Source organism: Arthrobacter sp. StoSoilB13 (genome assembly GCF_019977255.1).
Lineage (GTDB): Bacteria > Actinomycetota > Actinomycetes > Actinomycetales > Micrococcaceae > Arthrobacter.
The window spans coordinates 954,382-977,043 of the sequence record NZ_AP024648.1; the positions used below are offsets into that span (position 1 = coordinate 954,382).

Genomic DNA, 22,662 nt, shown 5'->3' on the forward strand with positions numbered 1-22,662 from the left:
GAGGCGGCGGCTCGTAAAACTGTTGCGCTGCGTGTGCTTATGAGGTCGGCGCTGCAGAGGCCGAAGCTGCAGCGGCCTGGTCCGCGGACTTAACCACGGCGGCAGCGAGGGAAGCGAATTCTTCAAGGTTCGCCGTGCCGCTGAGAATGATGGTGGTTCCGTGGTAGTCGAGCACCATGCTGCGCTTGTCCTTGCCGGAATCGTGGAGCTCCCAGTCCTGGCCACCGGCGTTACGGGTGCCCGTCAGGGGCAGGTTACCTGTCTGCTGCAGAACCCACGTGGGATTCGCCTTGTTGGTCTGGGTGAGGCCGATGAAGGACTCCTTGGGAGTCAGGTAACCAACTTCCCAAGTGGGCACGCCCGTCCCGGTGCCGGATTCCCAACGGGCGTAGTTCGGCTTGAATGTGTCGCCGGTTTCCGGCGTGACAGGTGTGAATCCCGCCACATCGGCAGCGTTGCGGGCTATGGAAGCTACGTCAACGGCGGGCCGAAAGCCCTCACCCTTGGGTGCAGGGTTCATCAACACAATAGGAAGGAATGCGAGGACACACAGCACCAGCGCAATGATCATGCCAATGACGGAGGCATTGGCCCGCTTGGCGGCTTTTGCCGGAATGACGGGTTTATAGGGGGCATCCACAGCGTCCGGGACGCTGCCGGGGTTTGCCTCTGCAGCCTGGGGCTGGTTGCCGGCGGCGGGCTTGTCCTGCGTTTCACTCACACCTCCATAGTCCCTCATCCCGGCTATGAACACACAACCGGGAACCTCACCGCAGGAACTGCCCGCCGTGGTCATCCAGCGACTCCAAACGCATGCGGCGACTATGATCGTTCATAGAGGGACCCCAGGTTGCCTCGTGCAACCGTGTCCGGTCCCGTGAATCGTCACTCGAAGAAGAGGTTCAAGTGTCTCCTGCACCAATGACCCAGCAGTATTCCACGATTTCGCCGTCGCTCGCCGTCGGCACCGACGAACCCGACCGCAACCTGGCGCTGGAACTCGTCCGTGTCACCGAGGCCGCGGCAATTGCCGGTGGCCACTGGGTAGGTTTCGGCGACAAGAACAAGGCAGACGGCGCCGCCGTCGACGCCATGCGTTCGTTCCTTCACACCGTCCACTTCAATGGAGTCGTGGTCATCGGTGAAGGCGAAAAAGACGAAGCCCCCATGTTGTTCAACGGCGAGCAGGTTGGTGACGGCACCGGTCCCGAATGCGACGTCGCGGTGGACCCCATCGACGGAACCCGCCTGACCGCCCTCGGCATCAACAACGCCCTTGCCGTCCTGGCAGTAGCAGAGCGCGGCTCCATGTTCGATCCGTCCGCGGTCTTCTACATGGAAAAGCTGGTCACAGGCCCCGAAGCTGCCGACATGGTGGATCTGCGCCTGCCCGTGAAGCAGAACCTGCACCTGATCGCCAAGGCCAAGGGCGTCAAGGTCAACCAGCTCAACGTCATGATCCTGGACCGCGACCGGCACCGCCCGCTCGTGGAGGAAATCCGCGAAGCCGGTGCACGCACCAAGTTCATCATGGACGGCGACGTCGCAGGTGCCATCGCCGCAGCCCGGTCCGGAACCGGCGTGGACGCACTGATGGGCATCGGCGGAACCCCCGAAGGCATCGTTGCCGCCTGCGCCATCAAGTCCCTCGGCGGTGTTATCCAAGGCCGCCTGTGGCCCACGTCGGACGACGAAAAGCAGAAGGCCATCGACGCCGGACACGACCTCGACCGCGTCCTTTCCACCAACGACCTCGTCACCTCGGACAACTGCTACTTCGCAGCAACCGGTATCACCGACGGCGACCTCCTCCGCGGCGTTCGCTACCAGAAGGACCGCGTCCTGACGCAGTCCATCGTGATGCGCTCGAAGTCCGGAACGGTGCGCTTCGTTGATGCCGAGCACCACGCCAGCAAGTGGGAGACGTACGCGCGCAAGCCGTAACCTTCCCATGGCGTAACGCGCCTTTGGACGCAAATAGCGCCCCATCGCTCTGCGGCTATCTCCTCGTACCTCGTCGATTTGATGCCGCTCCCGCGATGGGGCGCTTTTCGCTGTCCGGAGGCGTAAGTGCCGCGACTTCCGGCTTCGCGCTGTTGTGGGATCAGCGGAGTTTGTCGCGGAGCTTTCGGGCCAGTTGGTAGGCGCCGTAGCGGAGTTTGTTCACTGGGAGGTCCCAGGTGCCGGGGTAGGCTACTTCGCGGCCTCCGAAGGACTTCTTGAAGGACGTGAAGCCTGCCCACTTATGGTCCGGCTGGTCTTCAGGGGCCACACCCCAGAGGTCCACGTGCTTCAGGCCCTTCTCCTTGGCATCTGCCATGAGGTTGACCAGGAGCGGAATGCCGGCGCTGAGCTTGCGGTGCGTGTCGTCCAGTGCGGCATGGGCATAGGTGCGCGTGTCCGAGGAATCGTAGGTGAACGCGGCAGCGATCGGCTCGCCCTCCAGCTCAGCTATGAACAGCGTTCCGGCGCCGGAGGGTAGCAAGCATTCAGCCACCTGGGTGAGGTACTCATCGCTTTGTGGCTTGAAGCCGTTGCGTGCTGCCGTCAGGTGGAGGAAATGCAGGAGAACCTTGATGTCTGCAGGATCCTGGGATGCCCGGAACGTCACGCCCTTCTTGTGGATGTTGCGGTAGAGGTTCCGGTTGGTCGGCTTCATTCCGCCAAGAACGTCCTTGAAATCGCCCTCAAGGTCCACGATCCAGCTCAACTCCGGCTGCAGGTTCACGGGCGCCGGCTGGAGGCCACGGGCACGGAGGAGTGCATCGGCCTCGGACGCTGTGAAGCCTGCTGACACAGGTTCCATGCGCACGAAGACAGCACGTTCCTTCTTCGCCAATTCCACCAAGGCAGCCGTCGCGGCGTCGAAGGCGTCCACGGACTTTGCCACGGGCCCATAAGGGGCGTAGATAACCTTGCCGGCCGGGTTCTTTTCCTCAATGGCGAGGAAGCTCCAGCCGGGGCCGGACTGCTCATGGACCCGGCGGCCGAGCGAACGCTGGACGTCAGCCCAAGCGGGCGACTGCAGAAAAAAGTCCACGGCTCAGTTACCCAGTCCTGTGGTCACGGCGAAGGCAATACTTGTTTCGGTGGCGCCTTGCACAGGATGAACATTCACCGGGTTCTCCACCTCAGGGATGAACGCGGCGCCGCCGCGCTGCAGCGGGAGGTCGCTCTTGGGCGAGTCGAGGACCACGGAACCGGCAACAACCACGACGACGGCGGGTCCGGACTGTGCCAGCGGCACCGGTTCGGCGCCCGGGCCCGAGTTCGATCCGCTGGAGTTGGAACTCCTTGAAGGGCGGGCGGTACAGTTCCTGGCCAAACTCTGTTCCACTGGCCTCAACGCGGGGTACGCCCATCGATTCAAAGCGGATGGTCTTGATCAGTTCCGGGACATCCACATGCTTGGGCGTGAGTCCGCCGCGCAGCACATTGTCCGAGGAAGCCATGACTTCCACGCCCAGGCCGTGCAGGTAGGCGTGAACGTTGCCGGCCGGCAGGTACACGGCCTCGCCCGGCTGAAGGGAAAGGTGGTTGAGGAGCAGGGAAATGAGCACACCGGGATCGCCGGGGAAAGCTTCATTGATTCCCAGCATTGCGGCCAGCGCATCTTCGTGGGGCTCTTGGGGTGCGCCTGCACGCAGGACGGCTTCTACCTCATGAATGGCATCCGAGACGTCGCTGCCGCCCTCAATCAGGCGGGTGAAGGCAGCTTTGAGGGCATCGGATTCGTTGGGAAGGCTGAGGTCGGAGATGACGTCGCTGATGATTGCGGGGACCTCCACTGCGGCGGAATCCAAAACCGAGGCAAGGTGCTCAAAAACGCTTTTGGCTGCTGCAGGGGAGCGGAACCCGCACAATGCCCGGAACGGCGTGAGCGCAAAAATCATCTCCGGTTTGTGGTTATCGTCCCGGTAGTTGCGTTCGGGGGAATCAGCGGGGATCCCTGCGGCGTTCTCGCGGGCGAAGCCTTCGCGCGCTTGCTCCAGGCTCGGGTGCACTTGCAAGGAAAGTGGCTGTTCTGCGGCCAGGATCTTGGTGAGGAACGGTAGCCGGGGGCCGAACTCGGCCAGGCTGTCGGTTCCCAGGAAGTGGGTTGGGTTCGAGGCGATCAGGGCATCGAGCGGTTGTGTAACCCCATTCGGATGAATGGCTGTGGACGGCGAATCGGGGTGGGCGCCGATCCACATTTCTGCCTCCGGGCCACCTGACGACGGCCGCCCCAGCAAGCCGGCGATCGCCGTCGTCGAACCCCACGCGTAGGGCCGCAAAACATTCTCAATCTGATACACGAAGGAAAGTCCTTATCGTCGCGCTGAACGTAGGGTGGTGGTGCTGCTGGGGCTACAGCGGGGCGCATTGCCCATTGGTTGCCACGAGGTCCCGGATGCCTTGCTCGTCGCCCTGGGCCTTGAGGCCGTTGAGCAGTTCTTCGGTGATGGGCGTACCGTCCGGCGTGGTGGTCACCGGCGTGAAATCAGAGGACGACGGCGACGGCTGCTGGCCCGCCGGCAGTCCGGCCGGGAGGCTGCCCTGGACCGGGCCCGCTGCCACGACATGAGAGCCCGCCTTGGCGTCGTTGGACACCATGGAGTCATCGGCCTTGGGACTGTCCTTGGACGTCAACAGCTCCTGGACTTTGGAGTGGATCAGATCGAAGTCCGGCACCGTGGAGAAGGAGGCATCGAAATCGGGAGGACCAATAGTGAGGCGCTTGACCGGTTGGCTCTTGGACTTCAAGGCAAGGTCCACAAAGCTTCCGAGCTGCGCGGAGGAGATGTTGGATTCCACCACCTTGGTGCCTGCGTTGGCGATGTCCTCGAACTTGGTCAGCAGCGTGCCGGGGTCCAGCTGCTTGAGCATGGCCTGCTGTACGCATTGCTGGCGTGCAATGCGGGCGTAGTCGTCAACGAACTCGCGGGAACGGCCATACCAAAGGGCGTGGAAGCCATCCAGGTGCTGGTCGCCAGCCGGGATCCAGCCATCGGGCATGCCGTGGATCCCGTTGGCCTCGTCAGTGACGGGACCACTGATGGGTACCCAGCCGCCAGCCTTGATGCGGATGCCGCCCATGGCATCGATGAGCTTTGCGAACCCGTCCATATCCACCAGCACATACGCCTGCACGGTGATACCCAAGGTCCCGGATACAGCTTCCAGGGTGGCCTGTGCGCCAGGATCGGCAACCCCCGGGTACAGGTCCTTGTGATTGTTGGTGACCTCGGTGTTGACGGCGTTGATGAGGCATTCATCGCCGCAGTTATAGCCGTCGGGGTAGATCTTCCGCATGGGGGAGTCCTCGCTGAACTGGGCGTTCTGCAGGTTCCTGGGCACGGAAATTATGGCACTTTCACCGGTTTTAGCGTCGACGCTGATGACCGAAAGGCTGTCCGGACGCCTACCCGTACGGTCATCACCGGCGTCGCCTCCCATCATCAGGAAGTTATAGCGACCATCCACGGGATCGATGGCAGGGCCGGCGTTGAATATGCTGCCGATCGCGTTGCGGCTGACATTCAGGACATACGCGAGGTACCCCAATGACCCGCTGGCCAGGACTGTTGTCACGGCAAGGACGACGGCAATGATGGGCCGCATCCCCGGTGCCAGCAGGTTGGGCCTGATGATCCGCAGGGTGTTCAGGAACAGATAGGCCCAGCCCAATGCAAGGGCAACGAGGACAACGATGATGAACAGCGATCCCACCGGATGGGTGACGATGCTGAGCAGCATGCTCCGGTTCACCAAAGCGATCAAGAGCGTCAGCAAAGCCAGCGCCCACACAGTGAGGGTGATGCGCAGGGCGAGGCGGCCCAGCTTGCGGTCACCTGCCACGATCTGGGCGCTGCCGGGGATGAAGAGCGTGAGGAGGACCAGCACGAAGGCGCGTTTGGTCCGCACCGGGGCGCTGGCCCCGGCTGGATAGCGGACTGGATCAGTCAGCGCGGCGCCGGACTGATTCGAATTCTTGTGCATGGTGGTCATCCGCTGCCTTCCTAGCGGCTGCTCCGGGCGGAAGCGTTGGCAGGGGAAAAGACCTCTTCCACCTTGTGGCGCAGGTTTTCGCCCTTCTTCGTGGCGACGTCGTTCAGCTCCTGCGCGAAGCGGAGCAGGTCCTCACGAAGACGGACGGCAAGGTCATCCGTGCCGGAGGCGAGCATCCGTACAGCCAGGAGTCCTGCGTTGCGGGCCCCCGCGATGGAGACTGTGGCAACCGGGACCCCGGCAGGCATTTGCACGATGGACAAAAGTGAGTCCATGCCGTCCAAGGTCTTCAAGGGAACGGGGACGCCGATCACGGGCAGGGGAGTGACCGAAGCCAACATTCCAGGCAAGTGCGCTGCGCCGCCTGCTCCGGCGATGATGACGCGCAGGCCGCGCTCGTGGGCAGTCTGGCCGTAGCGGATCATCTCGGTGGGCATGCGGTGCGCCGAGACGACGTCCGCCTCAAAGGGGATGCCGAACTCAGCCAGGGCGTCCGCAGCGGCTTCCATGACGGGCCAGTCGGAGTCCGAGCCCATGACGAGACCTACGAGTGGGGCTGTTGATGCTGATGTCATTCGGTCTCCTCGGGGGTGGTCTGTGCGGGCATCCGGCCGTCGCGGATGATGTTGGCCACTGCAGTGGCGCGTTGGCGGACGGAATCTACCTCCGAGGCAGACGTGCCGGCCAGGTTGACATGGCCGATCTTCCGCCCTGGCCGCACGGACTTGCCGTAGCAGTGCACCTTCGCTGCCGGCTCGTAAGCCAACGCCATGGGGAAGGCCTCGAAGAGGTTCTGGTTGTCCCCGCCCAGGAAATTCTTCATGACAAATATCGGCGCCACTGCATCCGTGGCGCCCAGGGGCAGGTCCAGAACCGCACGCAGATGCTGTTCGAACTGGCTGGTGATCGATCCGTCCTGCGTCCAATGCCCCGTATTGTGGGGGCGCATTGCGAGTTCGTTGATGAGGAACCCGGCACCAACCCCAGGGGTCTCGAAGAGCTCAGCAGCCATGACTCCGGTAACACCGAGTTCGTTGGCGATCCGTAGTGCAGCCCCCTCGGCAGCCGCGGCAACCTCGAGTGGAATGTTCTGGGCGGGGGCGATAACTTCATCGCACACACCGTCAACCTGGATGGTGTGAACTACGGGCCAGGCACGCGATTCGCCGCTCGGCGTGCGGGCTACAAGGGCGGAAAGTTCGCGGCTGAAGTCCACCTTTGCTTCTGCAAGCAGGGGACTCATGGCCTGGAACCAATCCGCAGTACCAGCGGCATCATCGGCGGAGTCAACAATGCGGACACCCTTGCCGTCGTAGCCGCCGCGCGGTGTCTTAAGCACTACGGGCCAGCCGATCTTGTCGCCGAATGCCACCAGTTCTTCTACTGAGTCAACGGCGGCCCACTCCGGGTTGGGCAGCCCGAGGCGATCGATGGCCGCGCGCATCACGAGTTTGTCCTGCGCATTCACCAGGGCGTCGGGTCCGGGCTGCACATTGACGCCGGCGTCGATCAAGGCACGCAGATGTTCCGTGGGAACGTGTTCGTGATCGAAGGTCAGGACGTCCACGCCCTTGGAGAACTCAAGGAGGGCGTCCAGGTCTTTATAGTCGCCAATGGGGGCGTTGGCCACAGCGGGGACAGCCGAAACGTCCTCGCCCTCAGCCAAAACCCGTAGTTCGAAGCCTAAAGCGGTAGCAGGCGGGGCCATCATGCGTGCGAGCTGGCCGCCGCCAACAACACCAATTACTGGAAAAGTCACAAGGTTCAGCCTACCGAACCAGTGGCCCGAACACTGATTCAGCCGCTGTAACGTCCCCTGGGTAGATTAGGGAGATCTGGTTTCCGCCGTTGGTTTGGTCCGGTTTTCACAGTGGCGCAGGCCCCGGTATCGGCGTTCTCACAGGGGACTCAAAGGGAACGGTTGGAAATGGGCGCTAAAATGGATGTGGCCCATCGGCCCACTTTTCAACGGCCATGGAGGGTCATGATCACCACACTTGCAGATCGCATCCGCGGACTTGCCTCGCTTTTTTGGCGCGAGGTAGCAAAGTTCGGCGCCGTAGGCGGTGTTGCTTTTGTCATTGACTCGGCAGTTTACATCTGGCTGTTTTCGGGCCCGATGCACGGAAGCGAAGTCTGGGCCAAGGCCATTGCGACGATCGTTGCAAGCGTGTTCTCCTGGGTAGCCAACCGCTTCTGGACCTTCCGCCACCGCAAACAGGCGAACGTGGTCCGTGAGGCCGTTCTGTTCGCCGTCATGAACTTCGTCGGGCTGCTGATTGCTTCCGGTTGTGTGTGGTTCGCCAAGTACGTGCTGGACTTGAATGACAAGCCGTCGCTGTTTATCGCAGGGAGCGTCGTCGGACTTGTGCTGGGCACCATTTTCCGGTTCTTCGCATACCGCTTCTGGGTCTTCAACGAAGAGCTGGATGCCGAGCCGGCTTACTCCCACGACCACGAGATCCTGGAGCTCCATCACAAGGAGAAGTCAGTTGCCGAGGCGGGCACCGGAGGTCCTGCAACCGGCGAATTGCCCTCCATCAAGAACTGATCTCAGGATCGGCTGACGCGCTCATTCTCAAGCAGGTGCGCGGTCACTTCCAGGTCGGGATGCACCAGCACCACTGAGCCGTCTTCTTTCCACGCGCCCAACGCTGCTGCCAGGGCCCGGCTCCAAACCATCGGCCGCCCGAACCAGAAGCCGGACGCCCGGTTCCTGGGGAGCGGCGAATCCGTCCAGAAGGCTGTCATGGGTGTGGCCCGCGCTGCCGCGGACGGCCGGAAGGCCGGCTTCCGGTTCGTTGTGTGCCATGAAGACGTCACCGTGGGACCGGACTTCCGCAGCAAAATCCACGACGCCGGGCGGCAACTCGCCGGGCCAGCGCATCGCAAGTGCCGCGAGGGGTACGGCGACGACCGCGTCAAAGCCGGCCCCGGCGCCGTCGTCGGGAGTATCTGTCACCAGCAGGTCCGCTGCAGTGCCGTCGAAGACTACCTCCATGCCCAACTGCCACGCGGCAAGCGCCCACACGAACGATTTCCAGTGTGCCGGGAGGTCCAGCCGGATAGCCTTGCCCGGCTCGGCGTCCAGTTCGTCCTGCAGCAGGTTGCTGGTTTTTGCAACCCAGTTGTCCAAAACCCGCCCGGAGAGCTCTACGCGCTCGGAATCAGGGCCGTACCAGGTCAGCCTCGGGGATGTGGAATGGCCGGATCGCAGGGTGGTCATCAGGTTCGCTGCCGGGATGCTCATGCATCAATCCTGCCACGGTGGGGGCGTCGAGCCGCAGGAGAATGTGAAATGCAACACACCTCCGTTAAGTCCAGTCGATGGACATCCTGTGTCGGTCTTGGGAATTCCGCGGAATGTCAGGAGTTGTTCATCCAAAGTGATGCGGGGCTTCCGTTTTAGCCTCAGCCAGCCCGCGCCACGGCGGAAAACGTTGGGCGTGGCGCATCCCACGTTTCTACAGATTCTTGATTATTATCCCGGCGCGGCTTGACTGGTGGGTAGTTACACGCGTGTAATTAGTAATCAACGCCGCTGCACAGATTCCCGGAACACCGCCGGAAATCGGAAACACATCCAAGCAGCAGCTGCAAAATCAGGAGGGACGCCATGGGGCAAGCGTTGCGTATCCAGGAAGATGCAGTCGTCGCAGAACATGCGTCGGTGAAATACCGTTCGCGGGAAGTGCCAGGGGACTGGTACGTGGACCCGGCGGACCCGGAAGCGGCAGACCGATACAACCAGAACGTGCAGCAGTCGTTGGAGGATCAAGCAACTGCCCTCCTCGCTGCGCACGAAGCGTTGATCGGGGACCTGCCTGCCGGGGCCGGACGAAGACTTGGACGACCCTCCCATGGAGTTGCGTCGTCCCCAGGAAATTCCAGGACAGCCGGTGTGGATCGGACTGCCGGGCCAAAGTGACTTCGATGACGAGGGCGAACTCGGTTGGCAGACTGACGCCCTGTGCGCCCAGACAGATCCGGAAGCATTCTTTCCGGAAAAGGGCGGATCAACCAGGGACGCAAAAAAGGTCTGCGGAGCGTGCAACGTCCGGTCGCAGTGCCTTGAGTACGCCCTCGCGAACGACGAACGATTCGGCATCTGGGGCGGGCTCTCCGAGCGCGAACGTCGCCGGTTAAGGAAGCGGGCAGTCTAATTCTTAAGGAAGTACACGTTACCGCCGTCGTGGTTGCCCACGACGGCGGGAGCTATCTCCCCAGGACCTTGGCGGCACTGTCGAACCAGACGCGTTCGGCAGATGCCGCCATTGGCATTGATACAGGATCCACGGACAACTCCCTCGACTTGCTTCGTGAGGCCTTGGGTCAAGCAAACGTCACCACATTCGTCCAGCCCAAGTCTGGCTTTGGCGCCGCTGTCCAGGCCGGCCTGGACGAGCTTGCTCCCAGGGATGCCGGCAGGAATGAGGACGTTGCCAAAAGCGCAGAATCGGCCGGTGCTGTCCCATGGATCTGGCTCCTTCACGACGACGCCGCTCCTGCTCCTGATGCCTTGGCCGAGCTTCTCCACGCAGTGGAACGGACCACTTCGGTAACAGTTGCCGGCTGCAAGCAGCTTGGGTGGCAGGACGACCGTCATCTGGTGGACGTTGGATTATCCACCAGCCGCTGGGCCGAACGCCTCACACTGATCGACGCAGACGAAGTAGATCAAGGGCAATATGATGCCCGCTCTGACACTTTTGCCGTGAACTCTGCCGGAATGTTGATCCGCAGGGACGTCTGGGAGCAGTTGCAGGGCTTTGACCCTGCCTTGCCCGGCAGCGGCGACGACGTCGATTTCTGCTGGCGCAACTGGCTTGCGGGAAACCGTGTGGTGGTGGTGCCAAGCGCGCGCATGTTCCACGTGGAGCACCGCCCGCACGGTCTTGGTACGTCCTCCGCGGCGCGCAAAGCGCAAATTCACATGCGCCTCAAACACACGCCGTGGTGGAACCTGCCGTTCCAGGCAGTGGGGGCGCTCCTGGGCGCACTTGTCCGTCTGGTGCTGAGCATTCTGGTCAAGGAGCCGGGCTACGGATTCTCCCAGTTCACGGCCACTATCGCCGGCTTGGTGCGGCCCTTGGCTATCGCAAGAGGCCGCCGGATTGCGGCGAGGACCCGCCGCGTTCACCGTTCGGTGGTCCGGGGCCTACAAACGTCCTCGCGTGAAGTCCGCGCCAACCGGCGTTCCCTGCTGGAGGCCATCCGCCCAAGCGAGGAAACTACCGTAGCCTCCGATCTTCTGGCCCCCGAACCCAGCGGCGATGCCTCTGACGATTTCGAGGCGCTGGCCACCAACGAACGCGGGTGGGTTGGCACTGGTGCAGTTGCTGCTGCCCTCATCACGTTCGCCGCTTCTTTCGTTGGACTCTTCGGCCTCCTTCGCACAGGAACCGTGGCCGGAGGAGGACTCCTCCCGTTGTCCGGGTCACCCTCCGATATCTGGGCCAACGCCTCTACATGGTGGATTTCCCTCGGTGCGGGACTGCCTGGGCACGCCGATCCCTTCGCTTACGTGTTGTGGCTTCTTTCCTTGTTTGGGGGTGGCGATGGCAACTCGGCAACCGTGTGGTTGCTGATACTGGCCATGCCACTCTCTGCGATCGGTGCCTGGTTCGCTGCCGGGGCCTTGACCGCCCGGCGCCGGTTCCGGGTTGTTGCCGCTCTTGCCTGGTCCGGGGCACCTGCCCTGCTGGTAGCCATCAACCAAGGCAGGCCGGGAGCCTTGGTGGCCCACGTGCTGATGCCTTTGCTGCTGCTGGCGCTGATACGCGCGTCCGGTTCTGCGATAGGCCGGGCCAATGCCGCAAGGGCGCCTTTCACGCGTCGCCCCTCGCCCGTGCTCGGTAAACCGGGAATTAACGGCACGCCGTCCTGGACCGCAGCGGCGGCTGCCGGCTTGGCGATGGCTGCAATCACTGCATCCGCGCCGTCGCTCCTGGGGCCACTGACGGTGGTCGTCGTCCTGGTGGCCGTGGTGCTCGGAACGCGGGGAAAGACACTCTGGTGGTCGCTTTTGCCCAGCGCCGCGCTCTTCATTCCCTACGGCATTTCGGTTCTTGACCGCCCCCGCTCCTTGCTTGCCGATCCGGGCCTGCCGCTCAGTTTCGACGCTGCACCACTGTGGCAGCAGTTCCTGGGCCAGCCCCTGGCTTTCGACATCGACGGCGGCCTCACCGGTCTTGGGATGTTCGGACCGGGCGCTGTGCCTTGGGCTCTGGTGCTGGCTCTGCTGGTGAGCGTCCCTGTACTTCTCTTGGCCGTAGCGGCCCTGTTCCTTCCCGGCAAGCGCACCGCCCTTGTCCGCGTCTTCTGGTTGGCCGCGCTGGCTACGTTGGCCAGCAGTTGGCTGATGGGCCATGTGGCCACCGGAGTCAACAACAACGTGATTGTTGGTCCGTTCACCGGCCCGGCGGTTTCTGCAGCCGGAATCCTGCTGCTCGGTGCGGCGTTGCTCGGTGCCGATAAGCTCTTTGCAGTTCCCACCAGGACTTCTGATGCTGCCCGCTGGAAGTCGCCCTTGCGGCGCGTGGCGTCGGGTGTTGCCCTTGCGCTGCTGCTGGGCGGACCCTTGGCCGGGATTGCGGCATGGGCGGGACAAAACGTCCTGCGGCCCGTCTCTGAGGCCCCGGTCGCTGCCGATACACCTGACGCCCCTGGGGCAGAGGCGGGTAAGAAGCTATCCTTGGGCGCTGCACGCCAGGTGCGGCCGGTGGACAACGGCACCTTGCCGGCCACCGCCGTCGACCGCGGAGAGGGACCGGAACGTACGCGGACGTTGGTCATCACCAGCGGCGAGCAGGGCGCCTTTACGTCCTCTCTGATGCGTGGTGCCGGGACTACGTTGGACAGCCTGTCTACCATCGCCTCGGCCAGGACCATTATTGGGGCGCCCGGCCGTGAAGAGATTGCTACCGACGACGCCGCTACCGCGTCCCTCCGCAGGGCAGTGGCCACCATTGTGGCGAGCACAGGTGTGGACCCCCGCAACGATCTGGAGCAGCTCGGTGCCGGTTTTGTTGTGCTCAAGGCCGCTGATGACGCCGCCCAGCTGACCGCCAGCAGGATCGACGCCGTTCCGGGCCTCGTTGCTGTTGGACAAACCGACGCCGGGTGGTTGTGGCGCGTAACCCCGAGGAATTCCTCTGCCGCCACCGCTGCAGACACGGCCCACAGGGTTCGCATTCTCAGCGCGCAGGGTGAGGCCATCGGCTCCCTGCCCTCAGCAGAGGTGTCCGTGGACGCAGCAGTGCCGGCAGGCGACGAAGGCCGCCGGGTGGTCCTGGCTGAACGGTCCGATCCTGGCTGGAGTGCTTGGATGGATGGGCGCCAGCTGAAGTCGACCACCTCCGGGTGGGCGCAGGCTTTCGAACTTCCGGCCACTGGTGGCGACCTGGAAATCCGGTACACCAACCCTTGGGGCCTTTGGTTTGGCATCCTGCAGGCCGTGGTGTTCGGCCTGACCGTGCTGTTGGCCGTTCCGATGCCCGCACGCCGCTCGCGAACCGGCATGTCGAGGGACGAAGTCTCCCTCCGTAAGGAGTACAGCAGTGTCTGAGGACCCAAAGAAGCAGGTGGACGATAACGCGACGCGCGGTTCCACGAAGAATGCCCGCAGTTCCACCAAAGATGCACCCAACTCCACCAAAGATGCCCGTTCCGGCAAGGGCGCCCGCAGTTCCAACAAGGGCATCATCACAGGGGTTTTATCCGCAGCGGTGATCCTTGCCGCGGGAGGCGGAGCGGTTGCGGCAACCTCCATGGTTCCAGGGCCCTCAGGCGGGTCTGCAGCGGACATCCGGCAGGCCGACGTTCCGGCGGGCCGCTCCCTGGGCGTCTGCCCGGAACCAGCGCGCCTTGTCACCGGAACCGATGTGGACACCGATGCTGAATTCAGCCCGGTTTCCACCACCGCCACCAGTGCGCTCAACGCACTGGTCCTGAGCAATCCCGCAGGCACCATTCCGGGCAGTAAAGTGACGTCGTTGGCAGGCGGCGCAGTTGCTGAAATTGCAAAGACGCCCACGAGTACCCCATCGCCCACTTCCGGTCCACCGGTTCTGACGGCAGCGGCGGCGACCATCAGCCCGGTGACAGCTCCTACCGTGGTGGGTGCTGACCCGCTCGGGAACGAACAAGCCTCCTTGGCCGCGAACCTGAGCTATTCAGCCAACGACGGCGACCTCCGTGGCCTTGCGGCGGCTCCGTGCCAGCAGCCCGGAAATGATGCTTGGCTGTTGGGCGCGGACACCGCGCTTGGCCGGACCGCGGTCCTGAACCTCAGCAATGCATCCGAGACGCCTGCCACCGTCAACCTGGACCTCTTCGGCGCCCAGGGGCAGATCCAGGCGCCGGGCGCACGGGGTCTTCTTGTGGCTCCCGGGACAACGCGTTCGGTAAACCTTGCCGGCCCTTGCCCCGGGCGAATCCCAACTGGCAGTGCACGTACGCAGCTCGGGCGGACCCGTTGCAGGGACCATTCAGCAGAGCGTGCTGCGCGGACTGGTGCCGGGCGGGGTGGAGTTCCTCGCCCCGGGTTCCGGGCCGTCCAACCTCCAGGTGATGGCCGGCGTCGACATCCAGGATGCAGCGGCGATCAAGGCACTTGGCAGTAAATCCGGCTTTGCCGATGCCGTTCCGGCGCTTCAAATAGCCGTACCCGGGTCCACGGACGCCGTGGTTCAGGTCCGGCTGTACGGCGCGAACGGTGAGCGCCAGCTCCCCAATGGGGGAGTAGTCACGGTCAAGGGCGGCACGGTAGCTACGTTGGACCTGGACGGCGTTCCGGCCGGCAGCTACACCGTGAGTGCGAGTTCCGATGTCGCGTTCGTCGCTTCAACCCGGATCACACGGGGGGCCAAAGCGGAGGATCCAACGGATTTCGCGTGGTCGCCGTCTTCGGCCAGGCTGGGAAGCCAGCATGTGGTGGCCGTGCCCCGTGATGGGCAGAACTCCTTCAGCTTTGGCGTTCCTGAGGGACGCGCAACTGTTAGCTACGCACCGGTGACAGCCGATGGGAAGGTGGGCAAGTCGGTGGACGTGGACATGTCCGGTGGCACAACATCGCTGATCGAGCTTCCAGCAAAATCCGGACAAGCAGTGGTTGCCGGGTACGTGGTTTCAGCATCCGGGGACCCTGCGTATGGGGCACTTATCCTGGGTAGGCAGGACCGCGCCGACGTCTCGGTGCTGGGCATCCAGGATGCTGCTGCGGGGCTCGAGAAAGTTCCTGTGACGGTGGGCTACTAGGTGGGTTGGGACCCGCGGGCGCTACTGGTAGCGACGCCGGTACACCGGATCCAGCGTCTCCGGCGGTACCCCGAGCATTTCCGCGGTGTACTCCACCACGACGTCGTGAACGAGGTCCTGGAGCTCTTCCCGTGTTCCGGCTGTCTGTTCGACGACACGGCGGTACACAGCGATCATGGGTGCTTCGCCTCGGCTGCCCGGAGTGTAGGAGCCCATGGGGGCTGCCGCGCCTTCGGCGACCAATTGCTCCAGGTTCGGCGGGATTTCGTCGACGGCGAAGAGCACGCCATCCAACTGCTTGCCCCACATATCCTGGAGGCGTTCGGCTGAGTCCAGCACCATGTCATCGAAACGTTCGGCGCGGGTCCGGAAGCCGGGAAGACTTGGGAGCATGAGTTCCCCACGCAATCCTCTGCCGTGACGGTTTCTCCGGCGCCGCCGGAAACCGCGGACATCCGTGCCGGTGTGTTCCTTTGCCTGATCGCCTGCGGCGTCAGTCCACCGGATTGTGAAGCCAGGAACATGTGGCTGTGACTGCATATATCGACTTTAGTCCCGAGGAACCGCCAACGCGACATCATGGCGACCAGCGCGCCGTGACCGGCGCTGACTGCACCTTCCGGGTGGGCACGGCCAGCCAATGCGCAGGTTATGGGCCAAGGGGCGCTAATCTGGGATGTTGTGGGTGCTATTCGTCAGTGTTCAAGGTCCGCCTGCCGCCAATCCGCGGTGGCTACTTTGACGTACGTGTATGCCGAGTCCACAGCGGTCCTCGGCCCGCTGGCCATGTACGCCGAACCGCATGCGTACGATCTTTGCGCCCAGCATGCGGAATCCCTGACAGTCCCGCGGGGCTGGGAAGTGCTGCGCCTGGCTATGCCAACGACACCTCCGGAGCCTGGCCCCGATGACTTGCTGGCTCTTGCCAACGCGGTGCGGGAAGCAGCTTCAGCGGCAACGGACACCCCACCGCGTTCCAGTCGGCCGCATGTGGAGCCTCCCGCCATGGTTGAAGGTGCGCGCCGCGGCCACTTGCGGATACTGCGCGAACCGTCCTAGGTCCGTCCTGACCCTGCCACACACGGCGACCCCGGACACGTACGACCACCCCGGACACGCACGGCAATCCCGGACTCAAATCTTCGTCGGCTCCTTGGTGGATGGTCCTGCGCTGTAGGCTGGAATCTGCAGATAAATCCGCCAGCGGCGCCATGCCCGCGCCATCCAGGGAGCATCATTCATGCCAAAGGTCAGTCCTGAACTGTTGTCCATCCTGCGCTGCCCAGTGACGGGTTCATCGCTGGTCCAGGAGGGGGAGGACCTTGTGTCAACGGCTACCGCCGAGAACGGTGAAAAGGTCCGTTACGCGATTGAGGACGGCATTCCCCTGCTTCTGCCGCCGGAACTGCTGGCTGCTTCCAACGCCGCAAGCTCCAGCCAGCACAACGCCAAGGCCTGAGTACTTCCAGAACAGCAATCCCGCACGGTACGCCTAAACATCCATAAGGACTTCCATGACTTTCGACTACAAAGTGGCTGACATTTCCCTTGCCGAGGCAGGCCGCCACCAGATCCGTCTCGCTGAGCACGAAATGCCGGGCCTCATGTCCCTTCGTGCTGAGTTCGGCCCGTCGCAGCCGCTCAAGGGCGCCCGCATCGCCGGTTCGCTGCACATGACGGTCCAGACAGCCGTCCTCATCGAAACCCTCACCGCCCTGGGCGCCGAAGTTCGTTGGGCCTCGTGCAACATTTTCTCCACCCAGGACGAAGCCGCCGCCGCCGTCGTCGTCGGTAAGGGCACGCCGGAAGATCCGCAGGGTGTTCCCGTGTTCGCGTGGAAGGGCGAGACCCTCGAGGAATACTGGTGGACTGCAGAGCAGATCCTTACCTGGCCCGGAGCGGACGCCAACCCGGAGCTGGGTCCCAACATGATCCTGGACGACGGCGGCGACGCCACCCTGCTGCTGCACAAGGGCGTCGATTTCGAGGCTGCAGGCGCCGTTCCCGCAGCCACCGAGGAAGATCCTGAAGAGTACGTCCTCATTCTGGACCTCCTTCGCCGGACCCTGGCCGCGGACCCGCAGAAGTGGACACGCGTGGCGGCACGGATCCAGGGTGTCACTGAAGAAACCACCACGGGCGTGCACCGTCTGTACCAACTCGCCGAACAGGGCAAGCTACTGTTCCCGGCCATCAACGTCAACGACTCCGTGACCAAGAGCAAGTTCGACAACAAATACGGCATCCGCCACTCGCTGCCGGACGGCATCAACCGTGCAACGGACGTCCTCATGGGCGGCAAGGTTGCCGTGGTTTGTGGCTATGGCGACGTCGGCAAGGGTGCGGCAGAAGCACTACGCGGCCAGGGTTCGCGCGTTGTGGTTACCGAGATAGACCCCATTTGTGCCCTGCAGGCCGCCATGGACGGCTACCAAGTGGCCAAGCTGGAATCTGTCCTTGCCCAGGGTGACATCTTTATCACCACCACCGGCAACAAGGACGTCATCATGGCCGAGCACATGCTGGGCATGAAGAACAAGGCGATCGTGGGCAACATCGGCCACTTCGACAACGAGATCGACATCGCAGGTCTTGCCAAGGTTCCCGGCGTCAAGAAGGTGGAGATCAAACCCCAGGTTCACGAGTGGGTCTTCGACGCCGGCTCCGACTCCGAACGGTCGATCATCGTGCTGTCTGAAGGCAGGCTCCTGAACCTGGGCAACGCAACGGGCCACCCGTCCTTCGTGATGAGCAATTCATTCACAAACCAGACGATCGCGCAGATTGAACTCTGGACCAAGAAGGACCAGCCGGCCGGGGAACGCGAATACCAGAAGCAGGTCTACGTCCTGCCCAAGATCCTGGATGAAAAGGTAGCCCGCCTGCACCTGGATGCGCTTGGCGTGGAGTTGACGGAACTGAGCAAGGATCAGGCGGATTACCTGGACCTGGATGTTGCAGGCCCATACAAGCCGGAGCACTACCGCTACTAGGCCAAGTTCAGTTTTGCGGTGCCAGTAACCTCCAAGCGGTAGCCCCAACCCCGCAGTGAAAGGCCGGACACGTGACCAGCGTGGCCGGCCTTTCGGCTAGAATTGGGTGTTCAGTATTGCTTGCCGGGGGACAGGAAGACGGGAACCATGACGGAAGTCGCCAAACGGAAAACGGGCAAGATCCTTGCCATTGCAGGGGTCTTTGCGGCCATCGTCGTGGGCGGTATTGGCGTTGCCACCGTTCCTGGATTGCTGTCCGGTTCCACCCCCAATGGCGTGGCCACAACCCAGTCCACTCCGACGCCGGAGGCCAAACCCGTCGAACTGGGCATCACACCGCTGGATGGCGCTGTGGAGTGGAATCCAGTGGTTGGCCCGCAGATCAAGGCCGTCAACGGCAAGGTCAAGGATGTTGTGCTGGCGCCGGTTGAAGGCGGTACACCTGTGCAGGGGAAGACCAGCGCGGATGGCAGCACATGGACAACCCTTGAGGTCCTGAAGTTCAAGACCCAATACAGCTATTCCTTCACCATTGTGGACACCGCAGGTAAGGAAACGAAGAAGACGCAGACCTTCACCACGGTTTCTGCCGCCTACGAGGCCGATGCTTCCATTTATCCGCGTAACGGCACAGTTGCCGGCTCGGGCCAGCCGATCGAAATCAACTTCAGTGAACCTGTGGTTGACAAGGGCCGCGATGGAAAAGCGCGTTGCCATCACCGTTTCATCTGGCCAGCCAGTGGCGTGGCATTGGTACTCGGACAAGAAGGTCCGCATTCGTCCGGAGGCCTTCTGGGCGTCGGGAACCACGGTCACAGTGGATATGAAGCTCCTGGGCGTCGATTTCGGCAACAAGATGATCGGCAACGGCGATGTCGTTTCCACTTTCACTACCGGACCGCAACGCGTGGCTGTGGTGGATGACAACACCAAGACCATGAACGTGTACTTCGATGGCCAACTGATGCACACCGCACCCGTATCGCTGGGTGGCGAAGACTGGCTATCGCCCACCGGCTATGCCGTGATCCTTGAACAAGAACGCAAATCCAACTTCAACGCTGGAAGCATCGGCCTCAAACCCGGGGACAAGGGCTATTACGCTCCAATGGTGGTGGACTATGCCAACCGCCTCACGTGGTCCGGCGTCTATGTCCACCAAGCCCTGGAGTCCGCTTGGGGCGCCATTGGACGCGTGAACGTTTCCCACGGCTGCGTTGGCTTGCTGCCCGAGGATGCTGCCTGGTTTTTCAACAACATGAAAACCGGTGATGTGGTGCAGATCCTGAATACTGGTGCGCCGGCTGTGGAGCCCTTGGAGGGGTTCGGCGACTGGAACATCCCCTGGGCCAGCTACGCCCAGCGGTAGCCTCCATCTCCAGCCGGGGACAGAATTGCTGTTAATATCGAGGCAGTGATTATTTCTTGCGGTCTTTGATTCTCCTTTCCGGTTCCGGCACCTGGCCGGACCTGTTATTTGTGCTGCCCTCCGTGGTGATTACGAGTCTTCCCTAGGGGAACCCGCGCAGGGTTCCCGGCTCCTTCCACCGGATTCCATTTCATCGCTTGGAGCACTAATGACTATTTCGCCAACCCTTCGCCCGGACTGCAGTAATTGCTTCGCCCTTTGCTGCACCGCCCTTGGCTTTGCCCGCTCAGCCGATTTCGCCATCGATAAACCGGCTGCTTCAGCCTGCCCGAACATGGCCAGCGACTTTTCCTGCACCATCCATCAACGTTTGCGGCCCCGCGGATTCAGCGGATGTACTGTCTTTGACTGCTTCGGCGCAGGCCAAGTGGTTTCCCAACGCACGTTTGGGGGTACGAGCTGGGTCCAGGATCCGGAGTCCAAGGCCTCGATGTTCGCTGTCTTCAAGATCGTCAAGCAACTGCACGAAATGTTGTGGTACTTGGCCGAAGCTGAACAACGCGCTTTCGATCCCGAGCTGGCGGCCACCGCCCGCGGGCTTTTCACAGATATCGAAAGCACATCCCAAGGCGAGGTGTCCGCAGTCCTGACTGCCGACGTCGGACATTTACACGCCCGGGTGCGTGCCCTTCTGATGGAGGTCAGCGAGGAGGTGCGCGCTTCATATGCGGCTGACGGCCGTGAAATGCCCGACGCCGGAATCCACCCGGGTGCCGACCTCATGGGTGCCAATTTGGCAAAGCGGCAACTATGCGGCTCGGACCTCCGCGGTGCCTACCTGATAGGGGCAAACCTGGAGCGCAGTGACTTAACCGCCGTTGACCTCCTTGGCGCCGATCTGCGCGATACCCGTCTCCACGGCGCCAACCTCGCAAGGTCCCTCTACCTCACCCAACCGCAAATCAACGCCGCCCAAGGAAAGCGGGAAACGCGCCTGCCTGAAAGGCTCGCTACGCCTGCCCATTGGCACTAGGAGTATCGGCGAAGGGCCGCGGCGTTGTCTCAGCCCTGGGTAAACGGCAGCTTGCGGAGCCTTTCGCCGATGGCTGCGTTGCGCTGTTCCGCCGTGCGGAGGCGGGCAAATTCGCGGTTGCGTCGCTCACCGAGGACCGCCCCTATGTAGTCCTCGGGAATCGTTCCCGCTGGCGGTGGCGGCGCGACGTAGTTGGCCAGCTCGGAGGCCAGCGCTGCGGCCATCCTGGCGCGTGAGGATGGTGCCATGAGGTACGCCTGCTGAACGAAGGTTCCGGCCCGGCGGGCTGTGGCGTCGGGGATCCGGCCTATGTCCGCTAAGGCCACCCATGGTTGGAGGTATGGCGGAGCGCCGGGAAAGATCCTCGGCTCGGAGGGCACGCGCTGCCGCAGGGAGTAAGTGCCTGCTACGACGTCGCCGAGGCGCTTGGACTTGTCGTTGAAGAGCGCCACTCCGATAGCGAGGCCACCGAAAGTCATGTAAATCTCGAGGAACCCGAGCAGCCCACGGATGACCGCGTGCCGAAACCGGATGGAGCCGCCGTCGTCCCTGACCACACGCAGGCCCGCGGCCAGCTTCCCCAAGGAGCGGCCGCGGGTGAGCGTCTCCACACCGACGGGAACGATGACGAAGGAGAAGACGACACAGGCCAGGACCATGGCCCGGACCGCGGCTTCATCGAGATCCCGGGCGGCGGAGAGGACCAGGATGATGAGGAGGATCAGGAGCAGGACGTTGGCAATGACGTCCAGAATGAGCCCCAGCGCGCGGGCGGCGAAGGACGCCGGGCGCAACTCCAGGACCACTGCCTCGCCTGTGATGATTGAACTCAAGTCCGCCCCCGGTGGCCAGCAATCGCGGCGGGCGCATCATGTACCCGCATCAACGAGTCTAGCCGCGACCATCAGGGCAGACAGGAATAGGGCAGGCAGGGATAGGGTGGTGCCGTGGACATCGATGCCTTTTCGGCCGTGCATGGGGACAAATGGTCGCGGCTGACGTTTTTGGCACATAAGCGGCGGCTCACTGGGTCCGAGGCCGACGAACTATTGCGCCTGTACCAGACTGTCTCCGCACATTTGTCCCTTATCCGCTCGGTGGCTCCCGAGACGGCCCTGTCCTCATCGCTGTCTGCCGCGCTTGCCCAGGCTCGAACCAGGTTCACCGGGGCACGTTCGAACTTCATGGAAGACCTCGCCCGTTTCTTCGTTATCGCCTTGCCGGCGGCGTTCTACAGACTCCGATGGCTAACAGTGTGGTGTGGGATGTTCTTCGTGCTGGTGAGTGGGGCGTACGCCCTGTGGATCGGGACGTCGCCCGAGGCGCTGCGGGCCGCGTTTGGCGGCGATGACAGGGTGCGTCAGTACATTGAAGACGACTTCATCGACTACTACTCGGAGAATCCGGCTGCGTCCTTTGCCGGCGCGGTCTGGACCAATAACGCCTGGATTTCAGCCCAAGCCGTTGCGTTCGGAATTACGGGGTTTTGGGTGCCCATGATTCTCTTCCTCAACGCCCAGGGCGTGGGTGCGGCAGCCGGCGTGTTTGCCTCCGCGGGAAAGCTGGATGTCTTCTTCAGCTACATCCTTCCGCACGGGCTCATGGAATTGACCGCGGTGTTCATCGCCTGCGCAGCCGGGCTGAAAATTTTTTGGTCGATGGTCCGGCCCGGACCCCGGACCCGGATGCAGGCCGTGGCGGACGAAGGGCGTTCGCTCATCACGGTTGCCCTCGGGTTGGTCCTCGTTCTTCTCATCTCGGGCCTGGTGGAAGCATTCGTGACACCAAGCCCGTTGCCTGTCTGGATGAAGATCGCGATCGGGGCGCTGGTCCTGGTGGCCTTTTGGACGTACACCCTGGTTGTGGGTGGACGTTCATTCCGCTCGGGCGCTACCGGCGATCTTGACAGCCATGACGCCGGCTACCGGGGGATTGCTGTCTAGGCGGACACGCCCGCACCTTACAGTTGCGTTTCGATCTTGCCCAACGCGGGGTGGCTCCTCGTCTCCGCCCAAAGCCGG

Annotated in this window: 15 protein-coding genes and 5 pseudogenes; 11 read left to right on the plus strand and 9 right to left on the minus strand. The window is 63.0% G+C overall.

Annotated features, from left to right (window positions below; all coding sequences use genetic code 11):
* Nucleotides 1–37 precede the first annotated feature (37 nt).
* Entirely contained in the window at nucleotides 38–721 is a 684-nt protein-coding gene (locus LDP01_RS16730) for a DUF4245 domain-containing protein (protein WP_224091624.1), read from the minus strand.
* A gap of 200 nt (nucleotides 722–921) precedes the next feature.
* On the opposite strand from LDP01_RS16730, the gene glpX reads away from it, so the two are divergent.
* Nucleotides 922–1,944, plus strand: a complete 1,023-nt coding sequence (gene glpX, locus LDP01_RS16735) for a class II fructose-bisphosphatase (RefSeq protein ID WP_216924934.1) — start codon at nucleotides 922–924, stop codon at nucleotides 1,942–1,944.
* A gap of 160 nt (nucleotides 1,945–2,104) precedes the next feature.
* Here glpX and LDP01_RS16740 read toward each other — a convergent pair whose 3' ends face one another.
* From LDP01_RS16740 to LDP01_RS16760, 5 genes and pseudogenes are all read right to left on the minus strand, one after another.
* A complete protein-coding gene (locus tag LDP01_RS16740) occupies nucleotides 2,105–3,040 on the minus strand; it encodes a lipid II:glycine glycyltransferase FemX (RefSeq protein WP_224091625.1) in 936 nt (311 codons plus the stop codon).
* A gap of 3 nt (nucleotides 3,041–3,043) precedes the next feature.
* Nucleotides 3,044–4,295, minus strand: a pseudogene (gene manA, locus LDP01_RS16745) (mannose-6-phosphate isomerase, class I).
* A gap of 52 nt (nucleotides 4,296–4,347) precedes the next feature.
* Nucleotides 4,348–5,988 (minus strand): LCP family protein, encoded by a 1,641-nt coding sequence (locus LDP01_RS16750; protein ID WP_224091627.1) that lies wholly within the window; start codon nucleotides 5,986–5,988, stop codon nucleotides 4,348–4,350.
* An 11-nt stretch (nucleotides 5,989–5,999) separates the two neighbouring features.
* The gene (gene purE / locus LDP01_RS16755) at nucleotides 6,000–6,563 is read right to left on the minus strand and encodes a 5-(carboxyamino)imidazole ribonucleotide mutase (RefSeq protein ID WP_224091629.1); all 564 of its coding nucleotides are present in this window, start codon (nucleotides 6,561–6,563) and stop codon (nucleotides 6,000–6,002) included.
* Nucleotides 6,560–7,747, minus strand: a complete 1,188-nt coding sequence (locus LDP01_RS16760; RefSeq protein ID WP_224091631.1) for a 5-(carboxyamino)imidazole ribonucleotide synthase — start codon at nucleotides 7,745–7,747, stop codon at nucleotides 6,560–6,562. The genes purE and LDP01_RS16760 overlap by 4 nt, the downstream gene beginning before the upstream one ends.
* Before the next feature lie 225 nt (nucleotides 7,748–7,972).
* Between LDP01_RS16760 and LDP01_RS16765 the strand changes: the two genes are divergently transcribed.
* The gene (locus tag LDP01_RS16765; RefSeq protein WP_224091633.1) at nucleotides 7,973–8,539 is read left to right on the plus strand and encodes a GtrA family protein; all 567 of its coding nucleotides are present in this window, start codon (nucleotides 7,973–7,975) and stop codon (nucleotides 8,537–8,539) included.
* 2 nt (nucleotides 8,540–8,541) lie between these two features.
* Here LDP01_RS16765 and LDP01_RS16770 read toward each other — a convergent pair.
* Nucleotides 8,542–9,238, minus strand: a pseudogene (locus tag LDP01_RS16770) (TIGR03089 family protein).
* A 366-nt stretch (nucleotides 9,239–9,604) separates the two neighbouring features.
* Between LDP01_RS16770 and LDP01_RS23555 the strand changes: the two are divergent.
* The 3 genes and pseudogenes from LDP01_RS23555 (at nucleotide 9,605) to LDP01_RS24000 (ending at nucleotide 15,246) form a co-directional block, all read left to right on the plus strand.
* Nucleotides 9,605–10,151, plus strand: a pseudogene (locus LDP01_RS23555) (WhiB family transcriptional regulator).
* 29 nt (nucleotides 10,152–10,180) lie between these two features.
* Complete coding sequence (locus LDP01_RS16785; RefSeq protein ID WP_224091637.1) at nucleotides 10,181–13,555, plus strand: glycosyltransferase; 3,375 nt, start codon at nucleotides 10,181–10,183, stop codon at nucleotides 13,553–13,555.
* 16 nt (nucleotides 13,556–13,571) lie between these two features.
* Nucleotides 13,572–15,246, plus strand: a pseudogene (locus LDP01_RS24000) (DUF5719 family protein).
* A 21-nt stretch (nucleotides 15,247–15,267) separates the two neighbouring features.
* On the opposite strand, the gene LDP01_RS16795 reads toward LDP01_RS24000, so the two are convergent.
* Entirely contained in the window at nucleotides 15,268–15,786 is a 519-nt protein-coding gene (locus tag LDP01_RS16795) for a metallopeptidase family protein (protein ID WP_224091639.1), read from the minus strand.
* A 111-nt stretch (nucleotides 15,787–15,897) separates the two neighbouring features.
* On the opposite strand from LDP01_RS16795, the gene LDP01_RS16800 reads away from it, so the two are divergent.
* The 5 genes and pseudogenes from LDP01_RS16800 to LDP01_RS16825 all read left to right on the plus strand — a co-directional run bounded on the left by LDP01_RS16800 (nucleotide 15,898) and on the right by LDP01_RS16825 (nucleotide 20,641).
* Nucleotides 15,898–16,305, plus strand: coding sequence for a DUF3499 domain-containing protein (locus LDP01_RS16800; RefSeq protein ID WP_224091641.1), 408 nt, complete (start codon nucleotides 15,898–15,900; stop codon nucleotides 16,303–16,305).
* A gap of 181 nt (nucleotides 16,306–16,486) precedes the next feature.
* Nucleotides 16,487–16,705 carry a Trm112 family protein gene (locus LDP01_RS16805; protein WP_224091642.1) on the plus strand — a complete coding sequence of 73 codons (219 nt, stop codon included), beginning with the start codon at nucleotides 16,487–16,489 and terminating at the stop codon, nucleotides 16,703–16,705.
* A gap of 55 nt (nucleotides 16,706–16,760) precedes the next feature.
* Nucleotides 16,761–18,239, plus strand: a complete 1,479-nt coding sequence (ahcY, locus tag LDP01_RS16810) for an adenosylhomocysteinase (protein ID WP_224091643.1) — start codon at nucleotides 16,761–16,763, stop codon at nucleotides 18,237–18,239.
* 147 nt (nucleotides 18,240–18,386) lie between these two features.
* Nucleotides 18,387–19,608 (plus strand): annotated as a pseudogene (locus tag LDP01_RS24005) (L,D-transpeptidase).
* Between the two features lie 208 nt (nucleotides 19,609–19,816).
* The gene (locus LDP01_RS16825; protein WP_224091644.1) at nucleotides 19,817–20,641 is read left to right on the plus strand and encodes a pentapeptide repeat-containing protein; all 825 of its coding nucleotides are present in this window, start codon (nucleotides 19,817–19,819) and stop codon (nucleotides 20,639–20,641) included.
* A 29-nt stretch (nucleotides 20,642–20,670) separates the two neighbouring features.
* Here LDP01_RS16825 and LDP01_RS16830 read toward each other — a convergent pair whose 3' ends face one another.
* The gene (locus tag LDP01_RS16830) at nucleotides 20,671–21,474 is read right to left on the minus strand and encodes an RDD family protein (protein WP_224091645.1); all 804 of its coding nucleotides are present in this window, start codon (nucleotides 21,472–21,474) and stop codon (nucleotides 20,671–20,673) included.
* Between the two features lie 114 nt (nucleotides 21,475–21,588).
* Here LDP01_RS16830 and LDP01_RS16835 point away from each other — a divergent pair, with 114 nt between their 5' ends.
* Entirely contained in the window at nucleotides 21,589–22,584 is a 996-nt protein-coding gene (locus LDP01_RS16835) for a stage II sporulation protein M (RefSeq protein WP_224091650.1), read from the plus strand.
* Nucleotides 22,585–22,662 lie beyond the last annotated feature (78 nt).